Source organism: Labrenzia sp. C1B70 (genome assembly GCF_000475395.1).
Taxonomy (GTDB): Bacteria; Pseudomonadota; Alphaproteobacteria; order Rhizobiales; family Stappiaceae; genus Roseibium; species Roseibium algicola.
On the sequence record NZ_AXCE01000009.1, the window covers coordinates 96,125 to 117,790 of the forward strand.

General features: G+C 61.3%; 17 protein-coding genes. 11 read left to right on the forward strand and 6 right to left on the reverse strand.

Annotated elements, in window-relative coordinates:
• Positions 1-8: 8 nt before the first annotated feature.
• Together Q666_RS45560 and Q666_RS45565 are read right to left on the reverse strand one after the other, a co-directional pair.
• The gene (locus tag Q666_RS45560; RefSeq protein WP_022999713.1) at positions 9-1,232 is read right to left on the reverse strand and encodes an ABC transporter substrate-binding protein; all 1,224 of its coding nucleotides are present in this window, start codon (positions 1,230-1,232) and stop codon (positions 9-11) included.
• Positions 1,233-1,352: 120 nt separating this feature from the next.
• Positions 1,353-1,808, reverse strand: coding sequence for a winged helix-turn-helix transcriptional regulator (locus tag Q666_RS45565; RefSeq protein ID WP_022999714.1), 456 nt, complete (start codon positions 1,806-1,808; stop codon positions 1,353-1,355).
• Between the two features lie 141 nt (positions 1,809-1,949).
• Here Q666_RS45565 and putA point away from each other — a divergent pair, with 141 nt between their 5' ends.
• Positions 1,950-5,090: a bifunctional proline dehydrogenase/L-glutamate gamma-semialdehyde dehydrogenase PutA gene (gene putA / locus Q666_RS45570; protein WP_022999716.1), complete on the forward strand. Its 3,141-nt coding sequence runs from the start codon at positions 1,950-1,952 to the stop codon at positions 5,088-5,090.
• Positions 5,091-5,404: 314 nt separating this feature from the next.
• Here putA and hrpB read toward each other — a convergent pair whose 3' ends face one another.
• The 4 genes from hrpB to Q666_RS45595 all read right to left on the reverse strand — a co-directional run bounded on the left by hrpB (position 5,405) and on the right by Q666_RS45595 (position 10,387).
• Positions 5,405-7,876, reverse strand: coding sequence for an ATP-dependent helicase HrpB (gene hrpB / locus Q666_RS45575; RefSeq protein WP_022999717.1), 2,472 nt, complete (start codon positions 7,874-7,876; stop codon positions 5,405-5,407).
• A 12-nt stretch (positions 7,877-7,888) separates the two neighbouring features.
• Entirely contained in the window at positions 7,889-8,929 is a 1,041-nt protein-coding gene (locus Q666_RS45580) for an ROK family protein (RefSeq protein WP_022999718.1), read from the reverse strand.
• On the reverse strand, positions 8,926-9,357 hold the full coding sequence (locus Q666_RS45585) for a methylglyoxal synthase (RefSeq protein ID WP_022999719.1): 432 nt from the start codon (positions 9,355-9,357) through the stop codon (positions 8,926-8,928). The genes Q666_RS45580 and Q666_RS45585 overlap by 4 nt, the downstream gene beginning before the upstream one ends.
• A gap of 295 nt (positions 9,358-9,652) precedes the next feature.
• A complete protein-coding gene (locus tag Q666_RS45595) occupies positions 9,653-10,387 on the reverse strand; it encodes a DUF1194 domain-containing protein (RefSeq protein WP_022999721.1) in 735 nt (244 codons plus the stop codon).
• Between the two features lie 1,047 nt (positions 10,388-11,434).
• Between Q666_RS45595 and Q666_RS45600 the strand changes: the two genes are divergently transcribed.
• The 10 genes from Q666_RS45600 (at position 11,435) to deoA (ending at position 21,610) form a co-directional block, all read left to right on the forward strand.
• On the forward strand, positions 11,435-12,418 hold the full coding sequence (locus Q666_RS45600) for a sugar-binding transcriptional regulator (RefSeq protein ID WP_022999723.1): 984 nt from the start codon (positions 11,435-11,437) through the stop codon (positions 12,416-12,418).
• Positions 12,419-12,486: 68 nt separating this feature from the next.
• Entirely contained in the window at positions 12,487-13,488 is a 1,002-nt protein-coding gene (locus Q666_RS45605; protein ID WP_022999724.1) for a BMP family ABC transporter substrate-binding protein, read from the forward strand.
• Positions 13,489-13,574: 86 nt separating this feature from the next.
• A complete protein-coding gene (locus Q666_RS45610; RefSeq protein ID WP_022999725.1) occupies positions 13,575-14,567 on the forward strand; it encodes a BMP family ABC transporter substrate-binding protein in 993 nt (330 codons plus the stop codon).
• Between the two features lie 72 nt (positions 14,568-14,639).
• Complete coding sequence (locus Q666_RS45615; RefSeq protein ID WP_022999726.1) at positions 14,640-16,196, forward strand: ABC transporter ATP-binding protein; 1,557 nt, start codon at positions 14,640-14,642, stop codon at positions 16,194-16,196.
• Positions 16,193-17,299: an ABC transporter permease gene (locus Q666_RS45620; protein ID WP_022999727.1), complete on the forward strand. Its 1,107-nt coding sequence runs from the start codon at positions 16,193-16,195 to the stop codon at positions 17,297-17,299. The genes Q666_RS45615 and Q666_RS45620 overlap by 4 nt, the downstream gene beginning before the upstream one ends.
• Before the next feature lie 2 nt (positions 17,300-17,301).
• Entirely contained in the window at positions 17,302-18,270 is a 969-nt protein-coding gene (locus tag Q666_RS45625; RefSeq protein WP_031268896.1) for an ABC transporter permease, read from the forward strand.
• Complete coding sequence (cdd, locus tag Q666_RS45630; RefSeq protein ID WP_022999729.1) at positions 18,267-18,665, forward strand: cytidine deaminase; 399 nt, start codon at positions 18,267-18,269, stop codon at positions 18,663-18,665. The genes Q666_RS45625 and cdd overlap by 4 nt, the downstream gene beginning before the upstream one ends.
• A 16-nt stretch (positions 18,666-18,681) precedes the next feature.
• Entirely contained in the window at positions 18,682-19,491 is an 810-nt protein-coding gene (locus Q666_RS45635) for a purine-nucleoside phosphorylase (protein ID WP_022999730.1), read from the forward strand.
• A complete protein-coding gene (deoC, locus tag Q666_RS45640) occupies positions 19,488-20,270 on the forward strand; it encodes a deoxyribose-phosphate aldolase (protein ID WP_022999731.1) in 783 nt (260 codons plus the stop codon). Before Q666_RS45635 ends, deoC begins: the two co-directional genes overlap by 4 nt.
• A 23-nt stretch (positions 20,271-20,293) precedes the next feature.
• The gene (gene deoA, locus Q666_RS45645) at positions 20,294-21,610 is read left to right on the forward strand and encodes a thymidine phosphorylase (RefSeq protein WP_022999732.1); all 1,317 of its coding nucleotides are present in this window, start codon (positions 20,294-20,296) and stop codon (positions 21,608-21,610) included.
• The last annotated feature ends 56 nt before the right edge of the window (positions 21,611-21,666 follow it).

Below are 21,666 nucleotides of genomic sequence, written 5' to 3' on the forward strand. Positions count from 1 at the left end.
ACTCCGGCTCACTCGGCGCCGTAGCGGGTGGTCCAGGCCTCTTCAAGCGCACTGACCCAGCTCGGATGCGGCTCCGGCAGGACCGGGCCGAGCTGTTCGGGCGTCAAGGTCGCAGGCCCAAGGTCGAGCGTATCGAAGAGAACCTTTTCGGTTTCAGGCAGTCCGGCAACGTTCAGAACCGTCGGGTCGCCCCAGATACCGGGATCCTGCTTGCGGGCCTGTGCCGCGGGTGACAACAGGAAGTTGGCGAAGACCTTGGCGCCTGCCTGGCTGGAACTGTTGAACGGAATTGCAACGAAGTGGGTGTTGCCGATGGTGCCGCCATCCAGAACGAAGGTGCGCACGCTGGGCGGCAGTTCGCCGTTGGCAATTGCGCTCGAGGCATCGGACGGATTGAAGGAAAATGCAATATCCAGTTCTCCGTCGGCAAGCAGCTGGCGCATATGCGCTGCATCCTTCGGGAAAGCGCGGCCCTGGCGCCAGAGCGAACCGTTCAATGCGTCCAGATAGGCAAACAACGGTGCGGTCATTTCTTCGAAGCGGGCTTCATCCACCGGTTTCGTCAGAGCGGCCTTGTCCGGAACCGTGCTGACGAGAACCTGTTTCAGAAAGGTCGTGCCATAGAAATTGGGCGGTTGCGGATAGGCAAATCGGCCCGGGTTCGCCTTGGCGTAGCTCAGCAGCGCATCGAGTGTCGCGGGTGGGGTGTCCAGGCGGGCACTGTCATACATGAACACGAGCTTGGCCATCCCCCACGGGCTTTCCTGGCCATCCGTAGGCACGGTGAAATCCTGGACGACAGTCGGCTTGTTTTCCACGTCGACGTAATCCCAGTTCGGCAACGTCTGCGCCCATCCAGGTGCTGCCAGCAGGCCCTGTTCCTTCATGGCCGCGAAATTTTCGCCGTTGATCCAGACCAGATCGACCGCGCCGCCAGAGACCTTGCCAACCGATTTTTCGGCAAGCACCTGTGAGACCACAGATGCGGTGTCACTGACCTTCACCTGAAGGACGCGAACGTCAAATTCATTTGCCACTTCCCGGGCAGCCCAGGCGATATAGGCGTTGATGCGCGGCTCGCCGCCCCAGGCGTGGAAATAAACGGTCTCGCCTCTGGCCTCATCCAGCACTGCCTGCCACGCCGGATCATTGGCCGCTTCCTGTGCAGAAGCAGCCACCGGTGCCATCAGTGATCCGATAAGACCAAGCGTTGCGGCAAGCATGCGTTTCATCAGAATTTCCCCTGTTGCGGATCGTGTCCGTTCCTCGTTCCCTCGCGCAAGGCGCATGGCACGGTCAAGACAAGGCTTTGTGAACGATGAGTGTTCGTGCCCGTTTGATTTCAGCGCAAATCAGACCGGCAGGATATGGGTGTCCTTGATCTCTTCCATGACGGCGTAAGTATGTGTTTCACGCACGCCCGGCAGCGCCAAAACCACATCAGACAGGAAGGCCCGATAGGCTTCCATGTCCTTGACGCGGCTTTTCATGAGGTAGTCGAAGCCGCCTGCCACCATGTGACATTCCATGATGTCGGTCGAGCGTTCGACGGCAATCTTGAAGGCGTCGAAAATTTCCGGTGAGGTGCGGTCAAGCCGGATTTCGACGAAGACCAGCAAGCCCCGGTCCACCATCTTCGGATTGAGGCTGGCGGAGAAGTGCTCGATGTACCCTTCGCGCACCAGCCGCTTCATGCGTTCGGCGGTCGCGGTTGCCGAAAGATGCACCCGTTCGGCAAGGTCCGTATTGGTAATGCGGCCGTCCTGTTGGAGAACCTTCAGAATCCTCCGGTCTGTTGCATCAAGCATGGCGAATTTCCCTAGAAAAAAGAAATTTGCAGAGAAATACACGGAGATTGGCTTCAAAAACAGCGAAAAGCGGACTTCGATTCAAGATATTTTGGAGGCATCTAGTGACCTGGCCCCGCGGGGCCCCTTTGGGAGGCTCTCATGACCGCAACTGTTGCAGCCATGAAGACAATCAATTCGACCGAACTCGAGCCGTTTCGCCCGGCGTACGCCCCCGATGACAAGACGCTTGTCGAAGCGCTTCTGAAGGAAGCCAACACCGACCCCGTGGTGGAGAAACTGATCGACCAGCGTGCCCGCGGTTATATTCAGGACATGCGCTCGGTCCAGGTCGGTCTCGGTGGCGTGGAAGACTTCATGCGCGAATTCGGTCTGACCACCCGTGAAGGCCTGGCCATGATGGTGCTGGCGGAAGCTCTGCTGCGCGTTCCGGACGCAAAGACCGCGGACAAGCTGATCGAAGACAAGCTGGCGGCAGCCCGCTTTGACGATCCCTCAGGCCCGAAATCCGACACCTGGCTTGTCTCCGCCTCTTCTTGGGCGCTGGGCGTCACCTCACGTCTGCTGCATCCGGGCGACACGCCCCAGTCGATCCTGTCGAGCCTCGTCAAGCGCATGGGCATGCCGACCGTGCGTATGGCAACCCGCAAGGCAATGCGCCTGCTCGGTCATCAGTTCGTGCTTGGCGAAACCATTCAGAAGGCTCTGGAACGCGCCAGGACCCAGGAAGCGAAGGGCTATCGCTATTCCTACGACATGCTGGGCGAGGGCGCGCGCACCCAGAAGGATGCGGAGCGTTACTTCCAGTCCTATGCCAAGGCGATTGCCGCCATCGGCAAGGCCGCCGGTGACAAGAAGCTGCCGGACCGTCCGGGTATTTCGGTGAAGCTTTCCGCGCTGCATCCGCGCTATCAGGCCGTCAACGGCGAACGTGTGCGCGACGAACTCCTGCCGAAGTTGCGCGAACTGGCGCAGATGGCCAAGGACCACAACCTGAACTTCACCGTCGACGCTGAAGAAGCCGACCGGCTGGAGATCTCGCTGGATATCATCGCCGCCATGCTGACCGATCCGGTCACCGAGGGCTGGGATGGCTTTGGACTGGCGGTTCAGGCCTATCAGAAGCGCGGAATTCACGTGATCGACTGGCTTGTCAACGCAGCCCGCAAGACCAACCGCAAACTGATGGTGCGTCTCGTAAAGGGCGCCTATTGGGATACGGAAATCAAGCACGCTCAGGAAGGCGGCGCGGAAGGCTATCCGGTGTTCTCGCGCAAGGCGGCGACGGATCTGTCCTATCTGTGCTGCGCCAAGCGGATGCTGGCGGCACGGGATGTGCTCTACCCGCAGTTCGCCACCCACAACGCACTGACAGTTGCCCAGATCATCGAACTCTCCGGTGGCAAGGCGGAAGGGTACGAGTTCCAGCGCCTGCATGGCATGGGCGAAAGCCTTTACAAATCCGTTGTCGAGCGCGACGGCTTCCCGTGCCGGATCTATGCCCCGGTCGGTGGTCACAAGGACCTCTTGGCCTATCTCGTCCGCCGCCTTCTGGAAAACGGTGCCAACTCCTCCTTCGTCACCATCGTGGGCGATGCCTCCGTGCCGGTTGAAAAGATGCTCAAGCGGCCGAAGGAACTGCTGGATAGCGGCCACCATTCCATCAACCGGTCGATCCCGCTGCCGAAGGACCTTTACGGCGATAGCCGGCAAAATTCCGACGGCGTGGAATTCGGCTGTGCGGCAGAACGCAACCTGCTGACGTCCGGCATGGCGAAAACCACAGCACCGTTCACCGAGGCCGCCCCGCTTGGAGCGGGGCTGAAACCGTCGGGCGACGCCAATCCGGTGTTTGCCCCGATGGACGGCTCGACCAAGGTCGGCACGGTGCGCTTCGCGGACAGCGAAACGGCCCGCCTTGCTGTCGAAAATGCCCAGAAGGGGTTCGAGAAATGGTCGCGCAGACCGGTTGAAGAGCGGGCGGCTGCCATCGACAAGGTAGGCGATCTGCTGGAGGCCAACCGGGACCGTCTGATGACGATCCTCTCATTGGAAGCCGGCAAGTGCCTGACCGATGGCATTGCCGAAATCCGCGAGGCAGTCGACTTCTGCCGCTACTACGCGGCCGAAGCCAGAAACCTTTTCGGTGAAGGCAAGCTGATGCCCGGACCGACAGGCGAGGAAAACCGCTACCGCTATCGTGGCCGCGGCGTCTTCGTCTGCATTTCTCCCTGGAACTTCCCGCTGGCGATCTTCCTCGGTCAGATCAGCGCAGCTTTGATGGCGGGCAACGCCGTCGTCGCCAAGCCCGCGGAACAGACACCGCTGATCGCTTATGAAACAGCCAGGCTGATGTATCAGGCCGGTGTCCCGGAAGATGTCTTCTACCTGCTCCCGGGAGAAGGCGATGTCGGTGCGGCGCTGACGTCCCATCCGGCTGTTGCCGGGGTGGCCTTTACCGGATCGACCGAAACCGCCTGGCTGATCAACGGCACGCTGGCCGCAAAACGCGGCCCAATCGTTCCGCTCGTTGCCGAAACGGGCGGCATCAACGCGATGATCGTAGATGCGACGGCCCTGCCGGAACAGGTCTGCGATGACGTTATGATGTCCGCCTTCCGCTCCGCCGGTCAGCGCTGCTCGGCACTGCGTTTGCTTTATGTGCAGGAAGACGTCGCCGATCATCTGCTGGACATGCTGGAAGGCGCAGCGAAAGAACTCAGTTTGGGCGACCCGCGGCTGCCGTCGACAGACATCGGTCCGGTGATTGATGAGGAAGCACGCGACAACATTCTCTCCCATGTCGACGACATGAAGGAGAGCCAGAAACTGCGCTACGCCGGCAAGACGCCACACGGCAAGCTGGCCAACGGTTCCTGGGTCGCCCCGCACATCATCGAGCTGGACAAGGCCGAGGCCCTGACGCGGGAAGTCTTCGGTCCGGTCCTGCATGTGGTCCGCTACAAGGCAGGCGACCTGGACAAGGTGCTGAACCAGATTGCCGGTACCGGCTACGGTCTGACACTCGGTGTTCACAGCCGTATTGATGCAACGGTGAAGAAGGTGGTTGACCGGCTCTCTGTCGGCAATGTCTATGTCAACCGCAACACCATCGGCGCGGTTGTCGGCACCCAGCCCTTCGGCGGCTCCGGCCTGTCCGGCACCGGCCCCAAGGCCGGCGGCCCGGCCTACCTGACCCGGTTTGCCCTGGAACAGGTGGTCTCCATCAACACCGCGGCTGCCGGCGGCAATGCCAGCCTGGTGGCAGCCTCGGACGATTGACGAGCAAGGCCTTCTCGGAGCTAAGCATAGTCCGATTTGCAACCTGGATTTCGCCCATATACGGACCGGTTCCCTTCCCCCTTGTGGGGAAGGGGTAGGGATGGGGGTGAACCGCAAAGCGGTAACTAGGGCCGTGGCTTCATACCCCCACCCCTAACCCCTCCCCACAAGGGGGAGGAGGACTCGGCTGCGGCAAGGTGTGGGACAGGGGACTTCTGAAGCGTCAGTCCCTCCTGTGTCTTCCCATATTCGACCACGGGATTCATGCCGTTTTCTCTCCTGAAGGGAAGGCCGTGCGAGGCTGAAATGCGGAGCTAGTTTCCCCGCGGCTTCGCCCTGCGCGTTGCCTCGGCTGCGGTCGGGTCGTCCGGCCAGGGGTGCCTGGGGTAGCGGCCTTTCATGTCGGCCTTTACATCCGCCCAGGAGCCTTGCCAGAAACCGGGGAGATCCTTCGTGATCTGGATCGGGCGCTGGGCAGGGGAAAGAAGTTCCAGGATCAGCGGCAATCTGCCGTCGCAGACGCTTGGGTGCTCCTTGAGGCCGAAGAGTTCCTGCACGCGAATGGACAGCGTCGGACCTGCGGCCGCACCATAGTCGATGGGCACCTTGCTGCCTGTCGGGGCCGTGAAGTGCGAGGGGGCAAGGCTGTCCAGCCGTGCAGCCGCATCATAGGGCAGGAGCACTGCAAGCGCATTGCCGAGAAGCGCGGTGTCGATTGCCCCCAGGCTCGTGCAGCCGGCGAGGTAGGGCTGCAGCCAGGATTCCAGTGTCTCCGTCAATGTGCCGTCGGAAAGGTCGGGCAGATCCTGCGCGCCGTTCTCAAGGGCATAGGCGACACGTTTCTTCAGGCGTTCCTGATCCTTGCTCCAGGGCAGGCGGGAGACGCCGCGCCGGCGGATCTCGGCAATCAGGGCCCGTTCGACAGCTGCCGGATCTGCTGACTGGATCTGGACGGACTTCAGTTCAACCGCCTTGTAGCGGGTGACACGCCGCGCCTTCAGCGCACCATCTCCTGTCAACTGGACTTCATCCTGCTCGACGATGTCTGCAGCAAACAGATCCTCGATATCGGATTTGGAAATTGGCGCGCAGAGCTGGATACGCCCGCTTGCCGCCTTGCCCTGAATATCGGCAACAGTCAGGAAGGCTTGCCGGGAAAGGGCATGTTCCGCCTCCAACTCCGCGCCCCGGCCGTTCGCAAGGCGGAAGCGTCCTGTCTGCCCGCGCTGCTGGGCCACCCGGTCAGGATAGGCAAGGGCGAGCAGAAGTCCGGCGCTTTCCGGATCTATCTCCCTGCCTGTGCCGCCTGCCTGCTTCAGCCAGCGCTCGGCAAGTTGGCGGCCGTCTTTTACACGTTGGCTCTTGTCGTGACGCAAGGACTGCAAACGTGCACGCAGGTCCGGGTCCCGGCCGCCAAGACCCGGTTCGGACAGCACCAGCGCGATCATCGCGGCGGTAAAGCCGAGATCGCGGGCAACACCTTCGATCACCATGTGAGCCAGACGCGGATGCAGCGGAAGCTTCGCCAGGGCCTTGCCGTCGCTGGTCAGACGTCCGTGGCCGTCCAGTGCATGGAGATCCTGAAGCAGCGTCCTGGCTTCAGTCCAGGCAGCTTTTGGCGGCGGGTCGGCAAAGGCGAGAGCCTGCGGATCGAGCGTCCCCCAGGCCGCAAGGTCCAGCACCAGCCCGGTCAGATCCGCTTCCAGCATTTCAGGTGCCTCGGCTTGCGACAGGGCCGTTGTCTGCGCTTCATCCCAGAGCCGGTAGCAGACACCGGGCTCGGTACGTCCAGCGCGGCCCCGGCGCTGGTCGGCTGAAGCGCGTGAGACACGGACGGTTTCCAGCCGTGTCAGCCCGGTCTGCGGCTCATACTTCGGCACGCGCGCCTGACCACTATCGATGACGACGCGCACGCCTTCGATGGTCAGCGAAGTCTGGGCGATGGCACTGGCCAGCACGATCTTGCGGATGCCGGCATCGGCCGGCCGGATGGCTGCGTCCTGGGCTTTGGCGTCCAGTCCGCCGTAAAGTGGTGCCACCTGGCAGCCGGCCGGGAGCTTGCCCTCCAGCATCTCAGCGGTGCGGCGGATTTCGCCCTGGCCTGGCAGAAACACCAGAATGGAACCTCTTTCTTCCACGAGGGCTTGCCGGATCGCCCTCACCATCTGCGGCTCCACGCGCTCGTTGGGTGTTCGCCCCAGGTAACGCGTTTCAACCGGGTAGCTGCGCCCCGTGCTTTCGATGACCGGCGCGTCGCCAAGCAGGCGTGAAATGCCGGCGGCATCGAGCGTTGCGGACATCGGCAGCAGACGCAGGTCGTCGCGCAGTGCAGCCTGCACATCCAGCGCCAGCGCCAGCCCGAGGTCGCCGTCAAGCGAGCGTTCGTGAAATTCGTCAAAGAGAATGGCGGCAACGCCCGTCAGTTCCGGATCGTCCAGGATCAGCCGGGTGAATACACCTTCCGTGATGACCTCGATCCGGGTACGGGCGCTGACTTTCGTTTCCATGCGCACACGGTAACCGACGGTCTCGCCGGGCTTTTCGCCAAGTTCGGCTGCCATCCGGCGTGCAGCGGCACGGGCAGCTAGACGCCTCGGTTCCAGCACCAGGATCTTGCCGTCGCCGCGCCAGGTCGCGTTCAAAAGAGCCAGCGGCACGCGGGTCGTCTTGCCCGCGCCCGGTTCGGCAACAAGAACCGCGTTCAGCCCTGTATCAAGCGTTGCCAGAAGCTCCGGCAGGACACCGTCGATCGGCAGTGGTGCCGCGAAGGCTGGGGCAGAGGACATGACGGGCCCGGGTCAGCTCGCGCCCGATGCGGCGCCTGCGGTCCATTGCCGTCCTTGCATGTCGACGGCAAAGGCTTCCGGCGCGCGTGCGAAGGAGGCAAGGCCTTCCAGGGCCGGATCGGGATGCCGGACGATGAAGGTCGGTATCTTGGCCATCAGGGCCTCGTGGGGCGCCTTGGCCTCAAAGGCGGCGCGGAAGCCGCCGTCCGTGAGGAAGCGTGTGATCCGCGACGTGACACCGCCAGTCAGATAGACGCCGCCCCGTGCCAGAACCGCGAGGGCAAAATCACCGGCCACACGGCCAAGGGCCCTTGCAAAGACCTCCAGCGTCTTCACCGCTACCGGATCGTTTTCCTCTGCGGCCGTTGTGATGCTTGCCGCCGTTGTGAGGTCGCGGTCCGCGCCCATATAGGCGGCAACACCGCGGGCAAGGCGGGGAAGGCCGGTGCCGCTAAGGATCTGTTCGGCGCCAAGCCGTCCACCGACGAGTTCGATATGCGGCCAGATGGCAACGTCTTCCGGGGTTACCGGCCCGAGTTCCACATGGCCACCTTCGCCCGGAACGGGAACCCAGGTCTGGGCGGCATAGATCATTGCAGCGGCGCCGAGGCCCGTGCCCGGACCGAGGACGAACTTGGCGCTCTCTTCGCGGATCGTGCCGGAGCCGACCTGTTCGATATCGCTGCCGCTATATCCTGGCAAGGCCAGGGCCTGCGCTTCGAAATCGTTGAGCACGATGACTTCGTCCAGACCGAGGTCGGCGATCATCTTCAGCGGCTCGATCACCCAGGCCGCGTTGGTGAGGGGGATCCTGTCACCGGTGACGGGACCGGCAACCGCGATGATTGCCGTGCGTGGTTTCGGATCGGTTTCCGGCAGCACCACTTCGCGGATCGCGGAAGAAATGTCGGGATGATCCGCGGTCGCCGTCTTGCCGCACATGCGGGTGGGCGCCTCAGCGTCGTCAACCAGAGCGAAACGGGCGTTGGTGCCGCCGATATCGGCAACCAGAACCGGATAGGCAAAGGATTTGGTGTTCTTGGAAAAACTCATGAGGACAGGGAGCCAACTTCAGGTGTCGCGGATGTGGTCTTGAGGCCCTGCAGGCGGGCGGAGCGCAGCAGGATATCCGCAGTCGACGGATTGAGCGCCATCGGCATGTCATAGACCACTGCAAGGCGCATCAGGGCTTTCACATCAACATCATGCGGCATGGGCGACAGCGGATCGACGAAGAAGAACAGGCCCTGGAGCTTGCCTTCGGCGATCATCGCGCCGATCTGCTGGTCGCCGCCCAGCGGGCCGCTTTTCAGCCTTGTGACCTTGAGATCCGGACAGGCTTCCAGAATGCGGCCGCCCGTGGTGCCTGTGCTGACAAGTTCGAAAACCGCGAGTTTGTCCTGGTGCCGTCTGGCGAACTCGACCATGGCGTCTTTTTTGGCGTCATGCGCGACAAGCGCAAGAGTGGGCGTGGCAGGCATCAGCGGTCCTCTGGGGTCTATGCAATCCAGATCGATTGAATAGCCGAAAGCTGATCGAAACCAAAGTCCCGGGAGACCAGTTCGTCCCCGGAGGGAACCGGACGAAAAGGCACCCTGGCAGGAAGCGACAGCGGCGGGGAAGTGTTTAGCCGTTCAAAGCGCTTTAGGCAAAGGAAGATGAACGGGCGGGCGCAGAACCTGTTCGCCGTGGGCAGATCATTGGCAGGGAGCAAAAGAAAATGCCGCGTCCCGGCCCGGAACGCGGCAGGCAATAAGGAGAATGGAGACGTGGCGATCAGTCGAACAGATTGCAGCGGATCGGTTCGCGGCCGGCAACGCGCTGGAAGTAGGGATCGGGTTCCGGCAGATGCAGCCCGGCGATCTCCATCACCAGCTTCATCCGGATCGCGTCTGCAAAGCCTTCCTGACTGCGAACGGGGATGGCGAAGGAGCCCGGGCCGCCGATCACACAATCCTCGTAATAGTGGTCGAGGTTGAGCATCGCCTGCCAGGTGTTCTTGTTCGACTTCATCATCAGAGGCAAGCCGTTGATGGTCACGCCAGAGGCAACCATGCGATCACGCATGGCAGTTACGGAGCCACCCTGGTTGTTCGGGCCGTCACCGGAAATGTCGATTACGCGGCGCAGGCCTTCATACTGGTTGTTTTGAACCAGAAAGACGGACTTTTCGAGCGCCGAGGCGATGGAGGTGCGCTGGACCTGCCGAAGCGGGGCCTCGGCAATCTTGGAAGCGAAGTGTGCTGCCGAGCTTGCATCCTGGATCACCGTCCAGTCGGCGACGATGAAATGCTCATCAACCCCGCCCCATTCCATGTAGGTCACGGCAACGCGGCCGATCGGACCGACCTGAATGGCGTCAAGAAATTCCCTGGAGGTGAGAGCGGCAACATAGCCTGCGCGCTGCACTTCCTGTTCTTCTGTATCCATGGATTGGGAGATGTCGACGGCCAGGACAAGTTCGACGTCCACTTCGTTGGCCGGATCATAGCTGTATTGTGAAGAAGCCATCAGAGCCGGACGGTAGTCTCGGGCTGCGGCTGGGGCGGCGAAAAGAAGTGCCGCACAAATAAGTGACAGTAAACTTGTAACCGTCAGTGCACAGTCTGTTTTGGTTATGTCGAGACGCATGGTTTTTCTCCTTACTTCAGCCTTGCGGCTGGGTGGCCACGTCTCCCCTGTTTATTTTGTCGTTGAATTCCTTATCTTTCCGTTTCTCGTGATTCCTAACAAGGCATTGGCTGAATGCCTTGGATGAGCTTGGAAATTTACTTAGCAAGCTACATGCCAAACGTAGCGTAATATTCCTTGGCTGGCAAAAGTAATGTGCACGGAGTGCATGTTCTATCCACAGGCGCGGGATATCTTCCGGATTTGCTAGGCAAATTTTTCATCCGTGGATACGCGTTAAGCTTTACGTATAGGTAAGGTGGGTATTTCTTGAGTTATTTCAATCCGCCTTGTCGGTCACATTTTTGCGCGAAACTGTGAGAAACTCGGGCGAGAGAACCTGGTTGAGACCCAAAACAGCCGACGTTTCAGCAACTTCTGAAGCGCCTGACATGCGCGTTCCGATTAGCTGTTTTTCGGTCGGAAAGACGCAGGTTTTCAAAGTGGGGGACAAATCCACCGGCAATTATTGCCGTGCAGCTAGGCAAATTTTGCCGGGTTATTTCTGAAAATCTGCGGCTTTGGGCAGAATTTGCCGCCGTTCAGAAGTGGTACTCGGCGCTGATTGCTGCTCAGAAATGCAGCAATCAGCCAGAAAATTGGCAGTTTTTTTAGTTGACGGCAAAGGCAAGGCTGGTCATGATCTGAAGAAATTCTCACTTGGTGAAGAATTTTTCGGTCGGCCTTCGCGGCCCCGGAAAACAAAAGCTCCGAAGAGAGCAGGGCATAGCCGGACCGTTGCGGTCAACCGCTTCGCATGGCTGGACAGGCGGGTGTTTCATCTTGCGGGATGCAATTCCATCAAGCCGGGCGTTTTGAGAGTGGTTGAGTATCCTGTCCGCCGGAAGGCGTGCGCAAGGGCTCTGGAGGGGAAGGTTTCGACGCGGAATGCAGACACGCGACGACGACTGGACATCATATATGGCCATCCGGGCGGCCTGGCTGTCCTTTGTTGGTGGCCGTACGCAGGGCGAAATCGCCTCGCAGCTCGGCGTTTCGCCTGCCAAGGTGCATCGCCTGATCGCTCATGCGCAGAAAGCCGGTTTCGTCAAATTCCAGGTCGATGGTCGCCCGATGGAATGCCTCCAGCTTGAAAAGGAGCTGACGGAGCATTTCGGCCTGACGAACTGCATCATTGCTCCCGATCTTGGTGGCGGCGACGACGACAGCGCCCTCAGGGCCGTCGCGGTGTCCGCGGCACAGTTCCTGTCCGGGATGCTTGGTGGGTCAAACGTCACGCGTCTGGGCGTTGGCATGGGCCGCACGCTGACCGCGGCCGTCGAAGCGTTGCCGAAAGTGGCGAGAACCGATCTCGAAATCATGTCGATCTGCGGATCCCTGACGCGCACGCTTGCTGCCAACCCCTACGACATCGTCCAGAAGATGCAGGAGCGCACAGGCGGCATCGGCTATTATCTGCCGGTTCCCTATTTTGCCGAAAACCAGGACGAAAAGGCGATGTTCCTGACCCAGCGCAGCGTGCAGGACCTGATGGATCGCGCGCGCCAGTCGGATGCCTTTCTCATCGGCATCGGTTCGGTCGAGAACGAGGGCCATCTTGTCCAGCGCGGCATGATTTCCAAAAAAGAACAGGAAGATTTGCTGTCGGGCGGCGCCGTCTGTGATTTGATGGGGCGCTTTCTGACGATCGAGGGAAAATTGGCCCCGGATCCGCTCGGCGATTGTGCCGTGGGTCTGCATTTCGACGAAGTGCGCGGGCGCCGCGTGATTGCGCTGGTAGGTGGGGAGAGCAAGGTGGATGCCACGCTCGCGGCCCTGCGTACCGGTGTCATTACCGACCTTGTGGCAGACGAGACCCTTGCGAGGGCTCTGACGGCACGGGCCGGATTGCAGCTGGCACAGTCCGCATGATGCGGCTGGGTCACGAGGGGAAACGGGCCGGCCAAAAGGCAGGCCCCCGCATGTCGGAGGACATATAAGTGAAAAAGCTTCTTACCATCGGCACCGCGCTTGCCGGCCTGGCCTTTACCGCCGTGGGCGCATTGGCAGCCGATATCAAGCCGGCAGTGCTTTACGATCTGGGCGGCCGTTTCGACAAGTCGTTCAACGAAGGCGCATACAACGGTGCTGAAAAGTTCAAGGAAGACACCGGCGTCGAATACCGCGATTTCGAAATCCAGAACGACAGCCAGCGCGAGCAGGCCCTGCGCAACTTTGCCAAGCGCGGCATGAACCCGATCGTCGCCATCGGCTTCTCCCAGGCAAACGCCGTGGAAAAGGTTGCCAAGGAATTCCCGGACACGCAGTTCGCGATCGTTGACATGGTCGTCGACCTGCCGAACGTGCGCTCCATCCTGTTCAAGGAGCAGGAAGGCTCCTACATCGTCGGCATGCTGGCTGCGATGGCGTCCGAAACCGGCAAGGTCGGCTTTGTCGGCGGCATGGACATTCCGCTTATCCGCAAGTTCTCCTGTGGTTACAAGCAGGGCGTGATGGCTGCAAACCCGAAGGCGGAAGTCTTCGAGAACATGACCGGCACCACCGGTGCAGCCTGGAACGATCCGGTCAAGGGTGGCGAACTCGCCAAGTCCCAGTTCGACCGTGGCGCTGACGTTGTCTATCACGCTGCCGGCGGCACCGGCATCGGTGTTCTGCAGGCTGCTGCTGATGCAGGCAAGCTCGGCATCGGCGTCGACAGCAACCAGAACAACCTGCATCCGGGTTCCGTCCTGACCTCCATGCTGAAGCGCGTCGACATTGCCGTCTACCAGGCGTTCGAAGATGCGGCCAACGACAGCTGGTCTTCCGGCTTCGAAGTCCTTGGCCTCAAGGAAGGTGGCGTCGACTGGGCGCTGGACGACAACAACGCCGAACTCGTCAACGACGAGATGAAAGCAAAGGTCGAAGAAGCGACCCAGAAGATCATCTCCGGCGAGATCGAAGTTCACGACTACATGGCCGATCAGTCCTGCCCGATGTAAGGCAGTCGTTTTGGACCTCCGCGCGATAGCGTGCGGAGGTCCACCTGTATTTCTAGCGTGCCCAACCCGTTTTTTCGGAGGACAGGATGCTCCGTCTCACATCAGGCGTCATTGCTGCGGCCTGCGCTGTCTTCATGACAACAACCGCAACTCTGGCCGAACCGGCCATCGTTTATTCCGTCGGCGGCAAGTTCGACGGGTCTTTCAACGAAAGCGCCTTTGCCGGCGTGAAACGGTTTCAGGACCAGGGCGGCGACGTCAGGGAATTCGAGTTGGAGCGTGATGCGCAAAGCCTGCAGGCACTGCGGAACTTTGCCAGCCGGGGCGCGTCTCCCGTTGTCGCAATCGGTTTCAACCAGGCCAACGCGCTTGGCCAGGTGGCTCCCAATTTTCCCAAGACGGATTTTGCCATCGTCGACATGGTGGTCGATCAGCCGAACGTGCGCTCCTATGTGTTCAAGGAACATGAGGGTGCCTATATCGGCGGTCTGCTGGCCGGCATGGCCTCCAAGAGCGGCACCATCGGTTTTGTCGGCGGCATGGATATCCCGATCATCCAGCGGTTTCTGTGCGGCTACAAGCAGGGCGGCCAGGCCGCAAGGGCGGATATCAGGGTTCTGTCCAACATGACGGGCGATACGCCGGCCGCTTTCGCGGATCCTGTTCGCGGCGGCGAACTTGCCATCGGCCAGATCAATCAGGGCGCCGATGTGATCATTCAGGCAGCGGGCGGAACCGGCATTGGTGTGCTGCAGGCAGCTGCCGACAAGGGCGTCCTCGGCATGGGCACCGACAGCAACCAGAACGGCCTGCATCCGGGCAAGGTCCTGACGTCCATCCGCAAGCGCGTGGACAACGCCGTCTACGACAGCTTTCAGGCGGCGAAGGACGGCACCTTCGAACCCGGCATAAAGGTGCTGGGCGTCGCGGATGGCGGCATGGACTGGGTGCTGGACGAAAACAACAAGGACCTGATCACGCCGGACATGAAAGCGGCGGCGGATGCCGCCGTTGCGGCCATCTCCGACGGCACCGTCAAGGTTCATGACGTCGTCACCGACGGAGCATGTCCTTTCTGATCGGGACACCGCGAGGCAGCGGCGAGGGGCAATAACAATGACAAAGAAAAACAGTCAGGCCTGGGGGAACGCATGAGCGATACGCCGGCAATCGAACTGCGCAAGATCAACAAGCGCTTTGGCCCGGTTCACGCCAACAAGGACATTGACCTTGTGGTGAAGAAGGGTTCCATCCACGGTATCATCGGAGAGAACGGGGCGGGCAAGTCGACGCTCATGTCCATTCTCTACGGTTTCTATCAGGCCGATGACGGCGACATCCTGGTGGACGGCAAGAAGGTCACGATTTCGGACTCGAAAGCCGCCATCGGCATGGGCATCGGCATGGTGCATCAGCATTTCATGCTGGTCGACAATTTCTCTGTCCTGGAGAACGTGGTTCTGGGCGCCGAGGACAGCGCGCTCCTGTCCGGCGGCATCAATCGCGCCAGGACAGAACTCAAGCGGCTGGAAGAAGAATACGAACTGCGAGTCGATCCGGACGCCCTGATTCAGGATCTGCCGGTCGGTCTGCAGCAGCGGGTGGAGATCCTGAAGGCGCTCTACCGCAGCGCGGAGGTTCTGATCCTTGACGAGCCGACCGGTGTCCTGACGCCAGCCGAAGCCGATCACCTGTTCAAGATCCTCGAAGTTCTGAAGAACGAAGGCAAGACGGTTCTCCTGATCACGCACAAGCTGCGCGAGATCATGGCGGCGACCGATACTGTTTCCGTCATGCGCCGCGGCGAGATGGTGGCAACGCGCGAAACCGCGAACACTTCGATGGAAGAACTCGCCGAGCTTATGGTCGGCCGCAGCGTGCTGCTGCGTGTCGACAAGAAGCCGGCGCAACCCAAGGCTCCGGTGATGGAGGTCGAGAACCTCACGGTGACAGACAGCCGCGGCGTGCAGGTGGTCAAGGACGTTTCCTTCAATGTGCGTGCGGGAGAGATTGTCGGGATCGCCGGTGTCTCCGGCAACGGCCAGTCGGAACTGCTGGAAACGCTTGCGGGCATTCGCCGCGCCACCAGAGGTACGCTGAAGATCAACGGCGAGACGATCGATCTGGGAACGAGCACGCTCGACGCTGCCGACATGCGCGCCAAGAACATGGGCCACGTGCCGGAAGACCGGCACCGGATGGGCCTGATCAATTCCTTCTCCGAATACGAGAATTCGATCCTTGGCTACCACCGCGACCCGGCCTACTCCCGGGGCCTTCTGATGGATCTTGCCGCCATCAAGAAAAACGCCGTGGCCGAAATCGAGAAATACGACATCCGCCCGCCGAACCCGATGCTGAAGACCGCCAATTTCTCGGGCGGCAACCAGCAGAAGATCGTGCTGGCGCGCGAGATCGAGCGCGATCCGGAAGTGCTCCTGGTCGGTCAGCCGACGCGCGGCGTCGATATCGGCGCCATCGAGTTCATCCACCGCCGGATCGTGGAAATGCGCGATGCCGGCAAGGGCATTTTGCTGGTGTCGGTGGAACTCGACGAAATCCGGGCGCTGTCCGACCGGGTGCTGGTGATGTTCGACGGCAAGATCGTCGGTGAACGCGGCGGCGATGCGGAAGAAGGCGAACTTGGCCTGCTGATGGCCGGTGTGGAAGATAACAACAAGATGGCTGTTGAAGGAGGCGCCCGATGAGTGCCGGTCAGCTCCCGCGCTGGGTCGATTACGGCCTGATCCCGTTCCTGAACCTGGCCGCCGCCTTCCTGGTGTCCGGCCTCGTCGTTGTCCTGATCGGGGAAAACCCGCTGGACGCGGTGCAGCTCCTGGTCTGGGGCTCCATTGGCTATGGCGAAGGCATCGGCTTCACGCTGTTCTATGCCACCAACTTCATCTTCACAGGCCTGGCCGTGGCCGTTGCCTTTCATGCCGGGTTGTTCAACATCGGCGGTGAGGGCCAGGCCTATATCGGTGGTCTCGGGGTCGCCATAGCCTGTCTGGCGCTGGACCACATCGTGCCGTGGTACATCACCTTGCCGTTTGCCATCATCGGCTCGGCGCTGATGGGGGCCGCCTGGGCGTTCATTCCGGCCTGGCTGCAGGCCACCCGCGGCAGCCACGTGGTGATCACCACCATCATGTTCAACTTCATCGCCTCGTCGCTGATGGTCTATCTGCTCAACAACGCGTTGAAGAAGCCAGGCTCCATGCAGCCGGAAACGCGAACCTTCGAGGACGGCGGCCGTCTGCCGTTCCTGAACGACATATTCCCGTCCTTCGGCTTCGGCTATGCGCCGGTCAACCTGTCGCTCTTCGTGGCGCTGGCGGCTTGTGTCCTGGTCTGGGTGCTGATCTGGCGCACAAAGCTCGGTTTCGAAATCCGGTCCTTCGGTGCCAACGCCACAGCCGCGGTCTATGCCGGCATCTCGCCGGTGCGCACCATCGTCATCACCATGCTCATATCCGGTGGTCTTGCAGGCATGATGGCGATCAACGAGATCATGGGGTCACAGCACCGTCTGCTGATCGATTTCGTGACCGGCTACGGCTTCGTCGGCATCGCGGTTGCCCTCATGGGGCGGGCGCATCCGGTCGGCATCGTTCTGGCCTCGATTCTGTTCGGCATGCTCTATCAGGGCGGCGCGGAACTTTCGTTCGAAATGCCCAACATCACGCGAGACATGATTATCGTCATCCAGGGCCTTGTGATCCTGTTCGCCGGTGCCCTTGAGCACATGTTCCGCCCGACCATCATCAAGCTGTTCACGCCCTCCCGGGCTCTTGCCGAGAAGGAGGCGTGATCATGTTCGAGATCGTGATCCTGACACTTGATTCCACAGTCCGCCTGTCGACACCGCTTCTGCTGGCCTGTCTGGCAGGGCTTTACTCTGAACGCTCCGGCGTGGTCGATATCGGCCTGGAAGGAAAGATGCTCGGCGCAGCCTTTGGGGCGGGTGCGGTCGCCTACATGACCGGAAACGCCTGGATCGGCCTTCTGGCGGGCATGGCGGTTTCGATCGGCCTGGCGCTGATCCACGGCTTTGCATCTATAACCAACCGCGGCAACCAGATCGTTTCCGGCGTCGCTATCAACTTCCTGGCAGCGGGCCTGACCGCGCTGCTCGGGCAGACATGGTTCCGCCAGGGCGGTCGTACACCCTCACTGCCGGAAGGCGGACGGTTTAGGGACATCGTCTGGCCCTACGCGGAAGAACTGCGCGATGTTCCGATCATTGGCGGCATCTACAGCGAACTGCTGTCAGGCCACAACATCCTGGTCTACGCGGCTTTCGTGGCCGTGCCGCTGACCTGGTGGGTGCTGTTCCGCACCCGTTTCGGGCTGCGCCTGCGTGCGGTCGGGGAAAACCCGGCGGCCGTTGATACGGCCGGCATCTCTGTCACCTGGCTGCGTTACCGGGCGGTCATCGCCTGCGGTGCCCTGTGCGGTGTAGCCGGAGCATATCTTTCCATCGCCCAGTCCTCCGGCTTCATCAAGGACATGACGGCGGGCAAGGGCTTCATCGCGCTGGCGGCCCTGATTTTCGCCAAGTGGAAACCGGCCAACGCGATGTTGGCCTGCCTGTTGTTCGGCTTCCTCGATGCTGTCGCCATCCGGATGCAGGGTCAGAAATTACCCGGTATCGGCGAAATTCCGGTGCAGTTCTTCCAGGCACTGCCCTATATTCTGACCGTGATCCTGCTTGCAGGTTTCATCGGCAAGGCAATCCCGCCGAAGGCGGCTGGCATTCCGTATCTCAAGGAGCGTTCATGAGCGATCTGGACGCGTTGTTCGAGGCCGCAAAAGCGGTTCGTGAAAACGCATATGCACCCTATTCAAACTTCCTGGTCGGCGCGGCCTTGCGTGCACCGGACGGCACTGTTTTCATCGGCTGCAATGTGGAGAACGCTTCCTACCCGGTGAGCGTTTGTGCAGAAGGTGGGGCGGTCAGCGCCATGATTGCCGCCGGTTACCGCGAAATTGCGGAAGCCGTCGTCATTGGCGATGCGGCCCTGTGCACGCCCTGCGGCATGTGCCGCCAGCGTCTGAAGGAATTCGGCACGGACGATCTGGTCGTCCATGTCGCGGATCTCGACGGTATCCGGCGCAGCTTCACGATGGATGAGCTGCTGCCTGCCGCCTTCGAACTGGAATACACGTCAAAATAAGAAGGACTGACCCACAATGAGTGGTTTCGGCCGTGAATGCGCGGAGATCGTCCGCGCAGCCCGGGAGGGCTCGTACAAGATTGGCATGATCCTCGGCTCCGGCCTCGGCGCGCTCGCCGAGGAAGTCGAGGACGCTGTTCGCATTCCCTATTCGCACCTGACCGAATTTCCGGTCTCCACCGTTACGTCCCATTCCAGCGAGCTGGTTGCCGGCACGCTGTCCGGGGTGCCGGTGGTGATCCTGTCGGGCCGGGCCCATTATTACGAGGGTGGTGATCCGACGGTCATGCGCACGCCGGTGGAAACGCTGAAGGAGCTCGGCTGCGAGATCCTGCTGGCAACCAATGCGGCTGGTTCTCTGCGCCAGGAAGTTGCTCCCGGCTCGCCCATGCTGATTTCCGACCACATCAACTGGTCGGGCATGAACCCGCTGATCGGTGAAGAGGACGAAAAGCGCTTCCTCGACATGAGCACCGCCTACGATGCGGACTTGCGTGCGGCGATGAAGAAGGTTGCCGAGGAAACCGGCGATCCGGTTGCCGAGGGCGTTTACATGTGGTTCTCCGGCCCGTCTTTCGAGACGCCTGCCGAAATCCGCATGGCCAAGACACTGGGTGCGGATGCGGTTGGCATGTCAACCGTGCCGGAAGTCATCATGGCCAGGTTCCTGGGTATGCGCGTCGCGGCCATGTCGATTATCACCAATTACGGCGCAGGCATGCAGACGCACGCGCTGTCTCACGACGAAACCAAGTCCGTCGCCTTGCAGGGTATGGAACGCATGAAACAGCTGGTGCGGGCATTCGTGAAGGAGATCGGCCAATGACTGACATGATCGAACACGCCAAACGGGCCCTCGGGCTCGTCGACCTGACCAACCTCAACGACGACTGCACGGCGGCGGATATTTCCAAGCTGACCGGACGGACCGTGACGGATCACGGGTCGGTTGCGGCTGTCTGTGTCTGGCCGCGGTTCGTGGCGCAGGCCGCGCAGGAACTGACCGGCACGGGCGTGAAGGTGGCGACCGTGGTCAACTTCCCTGAAGGTGGCGAAGATACGGAAGCCGTCCTGGCCGAGACGAAGCAGGCACTTGCCGATGGAGCCGACGAGATCGATCTGGTCATGCCCTACAAGGCTTTCTGCGCTGGCCGCAAGGGCTTTGCGGAAGAGCAGATCATCCGCGTGAAGGCGGCCATTCCGGAACCGGCACTGCTCAAGGTCATCCTGGAAACGGGTGAAATCAAGGATCCGTTGCTGATCCACGCAGCCTCCAACATTGCCATTGGGGCAGGTGCGGATTTCATCAAGACCTCGACCGGCAAGGTTGCCGTCAATGCAACGCTGGAAGCAGCCGAGATCATGCTCACCGTGATTGAGGAAGCCCGCCGCGACAACGCCGAGCGCGTGATCGGCTTCAAGCCGGCCGGTGGTATCCGCACCGCCGAGGACGCAGCTGCCTACCTGGCGCTTGCCGACAAGATCATGGGCCAGAACTGGGTATCGGCACACACCTTCCGCTTTGGTGCCAGCGGTCTTCTGGATGCGCTGATCTCGACGATCGAGGGCCAGGAAATCGTGGACCACTCCCACCACGGCTATTGAGACGGCTTCAAGAAGGACAACAAATGCTGCCGCAAGAACTCATCAGAAAGAAGCGCGACGGTGGAACGCTGGACGCGGCGGAGATCCAGTTCTTCGTCAAGGGCCTGGCAGACGGCTCGGTCACGGAAGGCCAGGTGGCTGCACTCGCCATGGCTGTCTTCTTCAAGGGGCTGACCGTCGACGAACGTGTGGCTCTGACGCTCGCCATGCGCGACAGTGGCGATGTCATGGACTGGTCGGGCATCGACGCGCCGATCCTGGACAAGCATTCCACCGGCGGCGTTGGCGACAACGTCTCCTTGATGCTGGCGCCGGCGCTTGCCGCCTGTGGCGCTGCAGTACCGATGATCTCCGGTCGTGGCCTGGGTCATACGGGCGGCACGCTGGACAAGTTCGACAGCATCCCGGGTTATCAGACGCAACCGGACAATCTGCTGTTCAAGAAGGTGGTCAAGGAAATCGGGTGTGCCGTCATCGGCCAGACCGGCAACCTTGCTCCGGCCGACAAGCGTTTTTACGCCATCCGCGATGTGACCGGCACGGTGGAGAGCATCGACCTGATCACCGCGTCGATCCTGTCCAAGAAGCTGGCAGCCGGTCTGCAGGGACTGGTGCTGGACGTGAAGTGGGGCACGGGCGCTTTCATGGCAACACTTGAAGATGCTCGTGCGCTTGCCGAAAGCCTGGTGCTGGTCGCGAACGGGGCGGGTTTGAAAACGACGGCTCTCCTGACCGACATGAACGAGCCGCTTGCGTCTGCCGCCGGCAACGCGGTTGAAATGCAGAACGCTGTCGACTTCCTGAAAGGCACGGCAATCGACAACCGCCTTTGGGATGTCACCGTGGCACAAGGCGGCGAACTGCTTGCCTCGGGTGGCATTGCCGCTGATGCAGAGGCCGGTGCCGGCATGATGCGTGAAGCGTTTCAGAGCGGCAAGGCGGCTGAGAAGTTCGCCCAGATGGTTCATGCGCTTGGCGGACCTGCCGACTTCATGGAAAAGGCGGAACTTTATCTCGCCAAGGCGCCGGTGGAAGCGCCGGTCTATGCCGAACATGACGGCGTCGTTACGGGTGTGGATGCCCGGGCAGTGGGCGTTGCGGTCGTCGCGCTTGGCGGTGGACGCCGGGCGGCGGCAGACGTGATCGATCCGTCCGTCGGCCTGACCAGCCTTGCCGGTGTCGGCAACACGGTCGACGCGGATGCGCCCTTGGCGATTGTCCATGCCAGAACCGAGGCAGAGGCCGAAGAAGCAGCCGTCGCGGTGCGCAAAGCCTACACCATCGGCTCCGCAGCCGATGTCATCGACAGGCCAAGCGTCGTCGAGCGCATCGCGCCCTGACCGGGAAAATGCGTGCCGGGCGAATGGTCGCCCGGAACCTCTCCGGCCGAACCGGC

Coding starts and splice junctions, on each gene's coding strand:
- Q666_RS45560 (WP_022999713.1), bottom strand. CDS start 1,232: ATGAAACGCATGCTTGCCGCAACGCTTGGTCTTATCGGATCACTGATG.
- Q666_RS45565 (WP_022999714.1), bottom strand. CDS start 1,808: ATGCTTGATGCAACAGACCGGAGGATTCTGAAGGTTCTCCAACAGGAC.
- putA (WP_022999716.1), top strand. CDS start 1,950: ATGACCGCAACTGTTGCAGCCATGAAGACAATCAATTCGACCGAACTC.
- hrpB (WP_022999717.1), bottom strand. CDS start 7,876: ATGTCCTCTGCCCCAGCCTTCGCGGCACCACTGCCGATCGACGGTGTC.
- Q666_RS45580 (WP_022999718.1), bottom strand. CDS start 8,929: ATGAGTTTTTCCAAGAACACCAAATCCTTTGCCTATCCGGTTCTGGTT.
- Q666_RS45585 (WP_022999719.1), bottom strand. CDS start 9,357: ATGCCTGCCACGCCCACTCTTGCGCTTGTCGCGCATGACGCCAAAAAA.
- Q666_RS45595 (WP_022999721.1), bottom strand. CDS start 10,387: ATGGCTTCTTCACAATACAGCTATGATCCGGCCAACGAAGTGGACGTC.
- Q666_RS45600 (WP_022999723.1), top strand. CDS start 11,435: ATGCAGACACGCGACGACGACTGGACATCATATATGGCCATCCGGGCG.
- Q666_RS45610 (WP_022999725.1), top strand. CDS start 13,575: ATGCTCCGTCTCACATCAGGCGTCATTGCTGCGGCCTGCGCTGTCTTC.
- Q666_RS45615 (WP_022999726.1), top strand. CDS start 14,640: ATGAGCGATACGCCGGCAATCGAACTGCGCAAGATCAACAAGCGCTTT.
- Q666_RS45620 (WP_022999727.1), top strand. CDS start 16,193: ATGAGTGCCGGTCAGCTCCCGCGCTGGGTCGATTACGGCCTGATCCCG.
- Q666_RS45625 (WP_031268896.1), top strand. CDS start 17,302: ATGTTCGAGATCGTGATCCTGACACTTGATTCCACAGTCCGCCTGTCG.
- cdd (WP_022999729.1), top strand. CDS start 18,267: ATGAGCGATCTGGACGCGTTGTTCGAGGCCGCAAAAGCGGTTCGTGAA.
- Q666_RS45635 (WP_022999730.1), top strand. CDS start 18,682: ATGAGTGGTTTCGGCCGTGAATGCGCGGAGATCGTCCGCGCAGCCCGG.
- deoC (WP_022999731.1), top strand. CDS start 19,488: ATGACTGACATGATCGAACACGCCAAACGGGCCCTCGGGCTCGTCGAC.
- deoA (WP_022999732.1), top strand. CDS start 20,294: ATGCTGCCGCAAGAACTCATCAGAAAGAAGCGCGACGGTGGAACGCTG.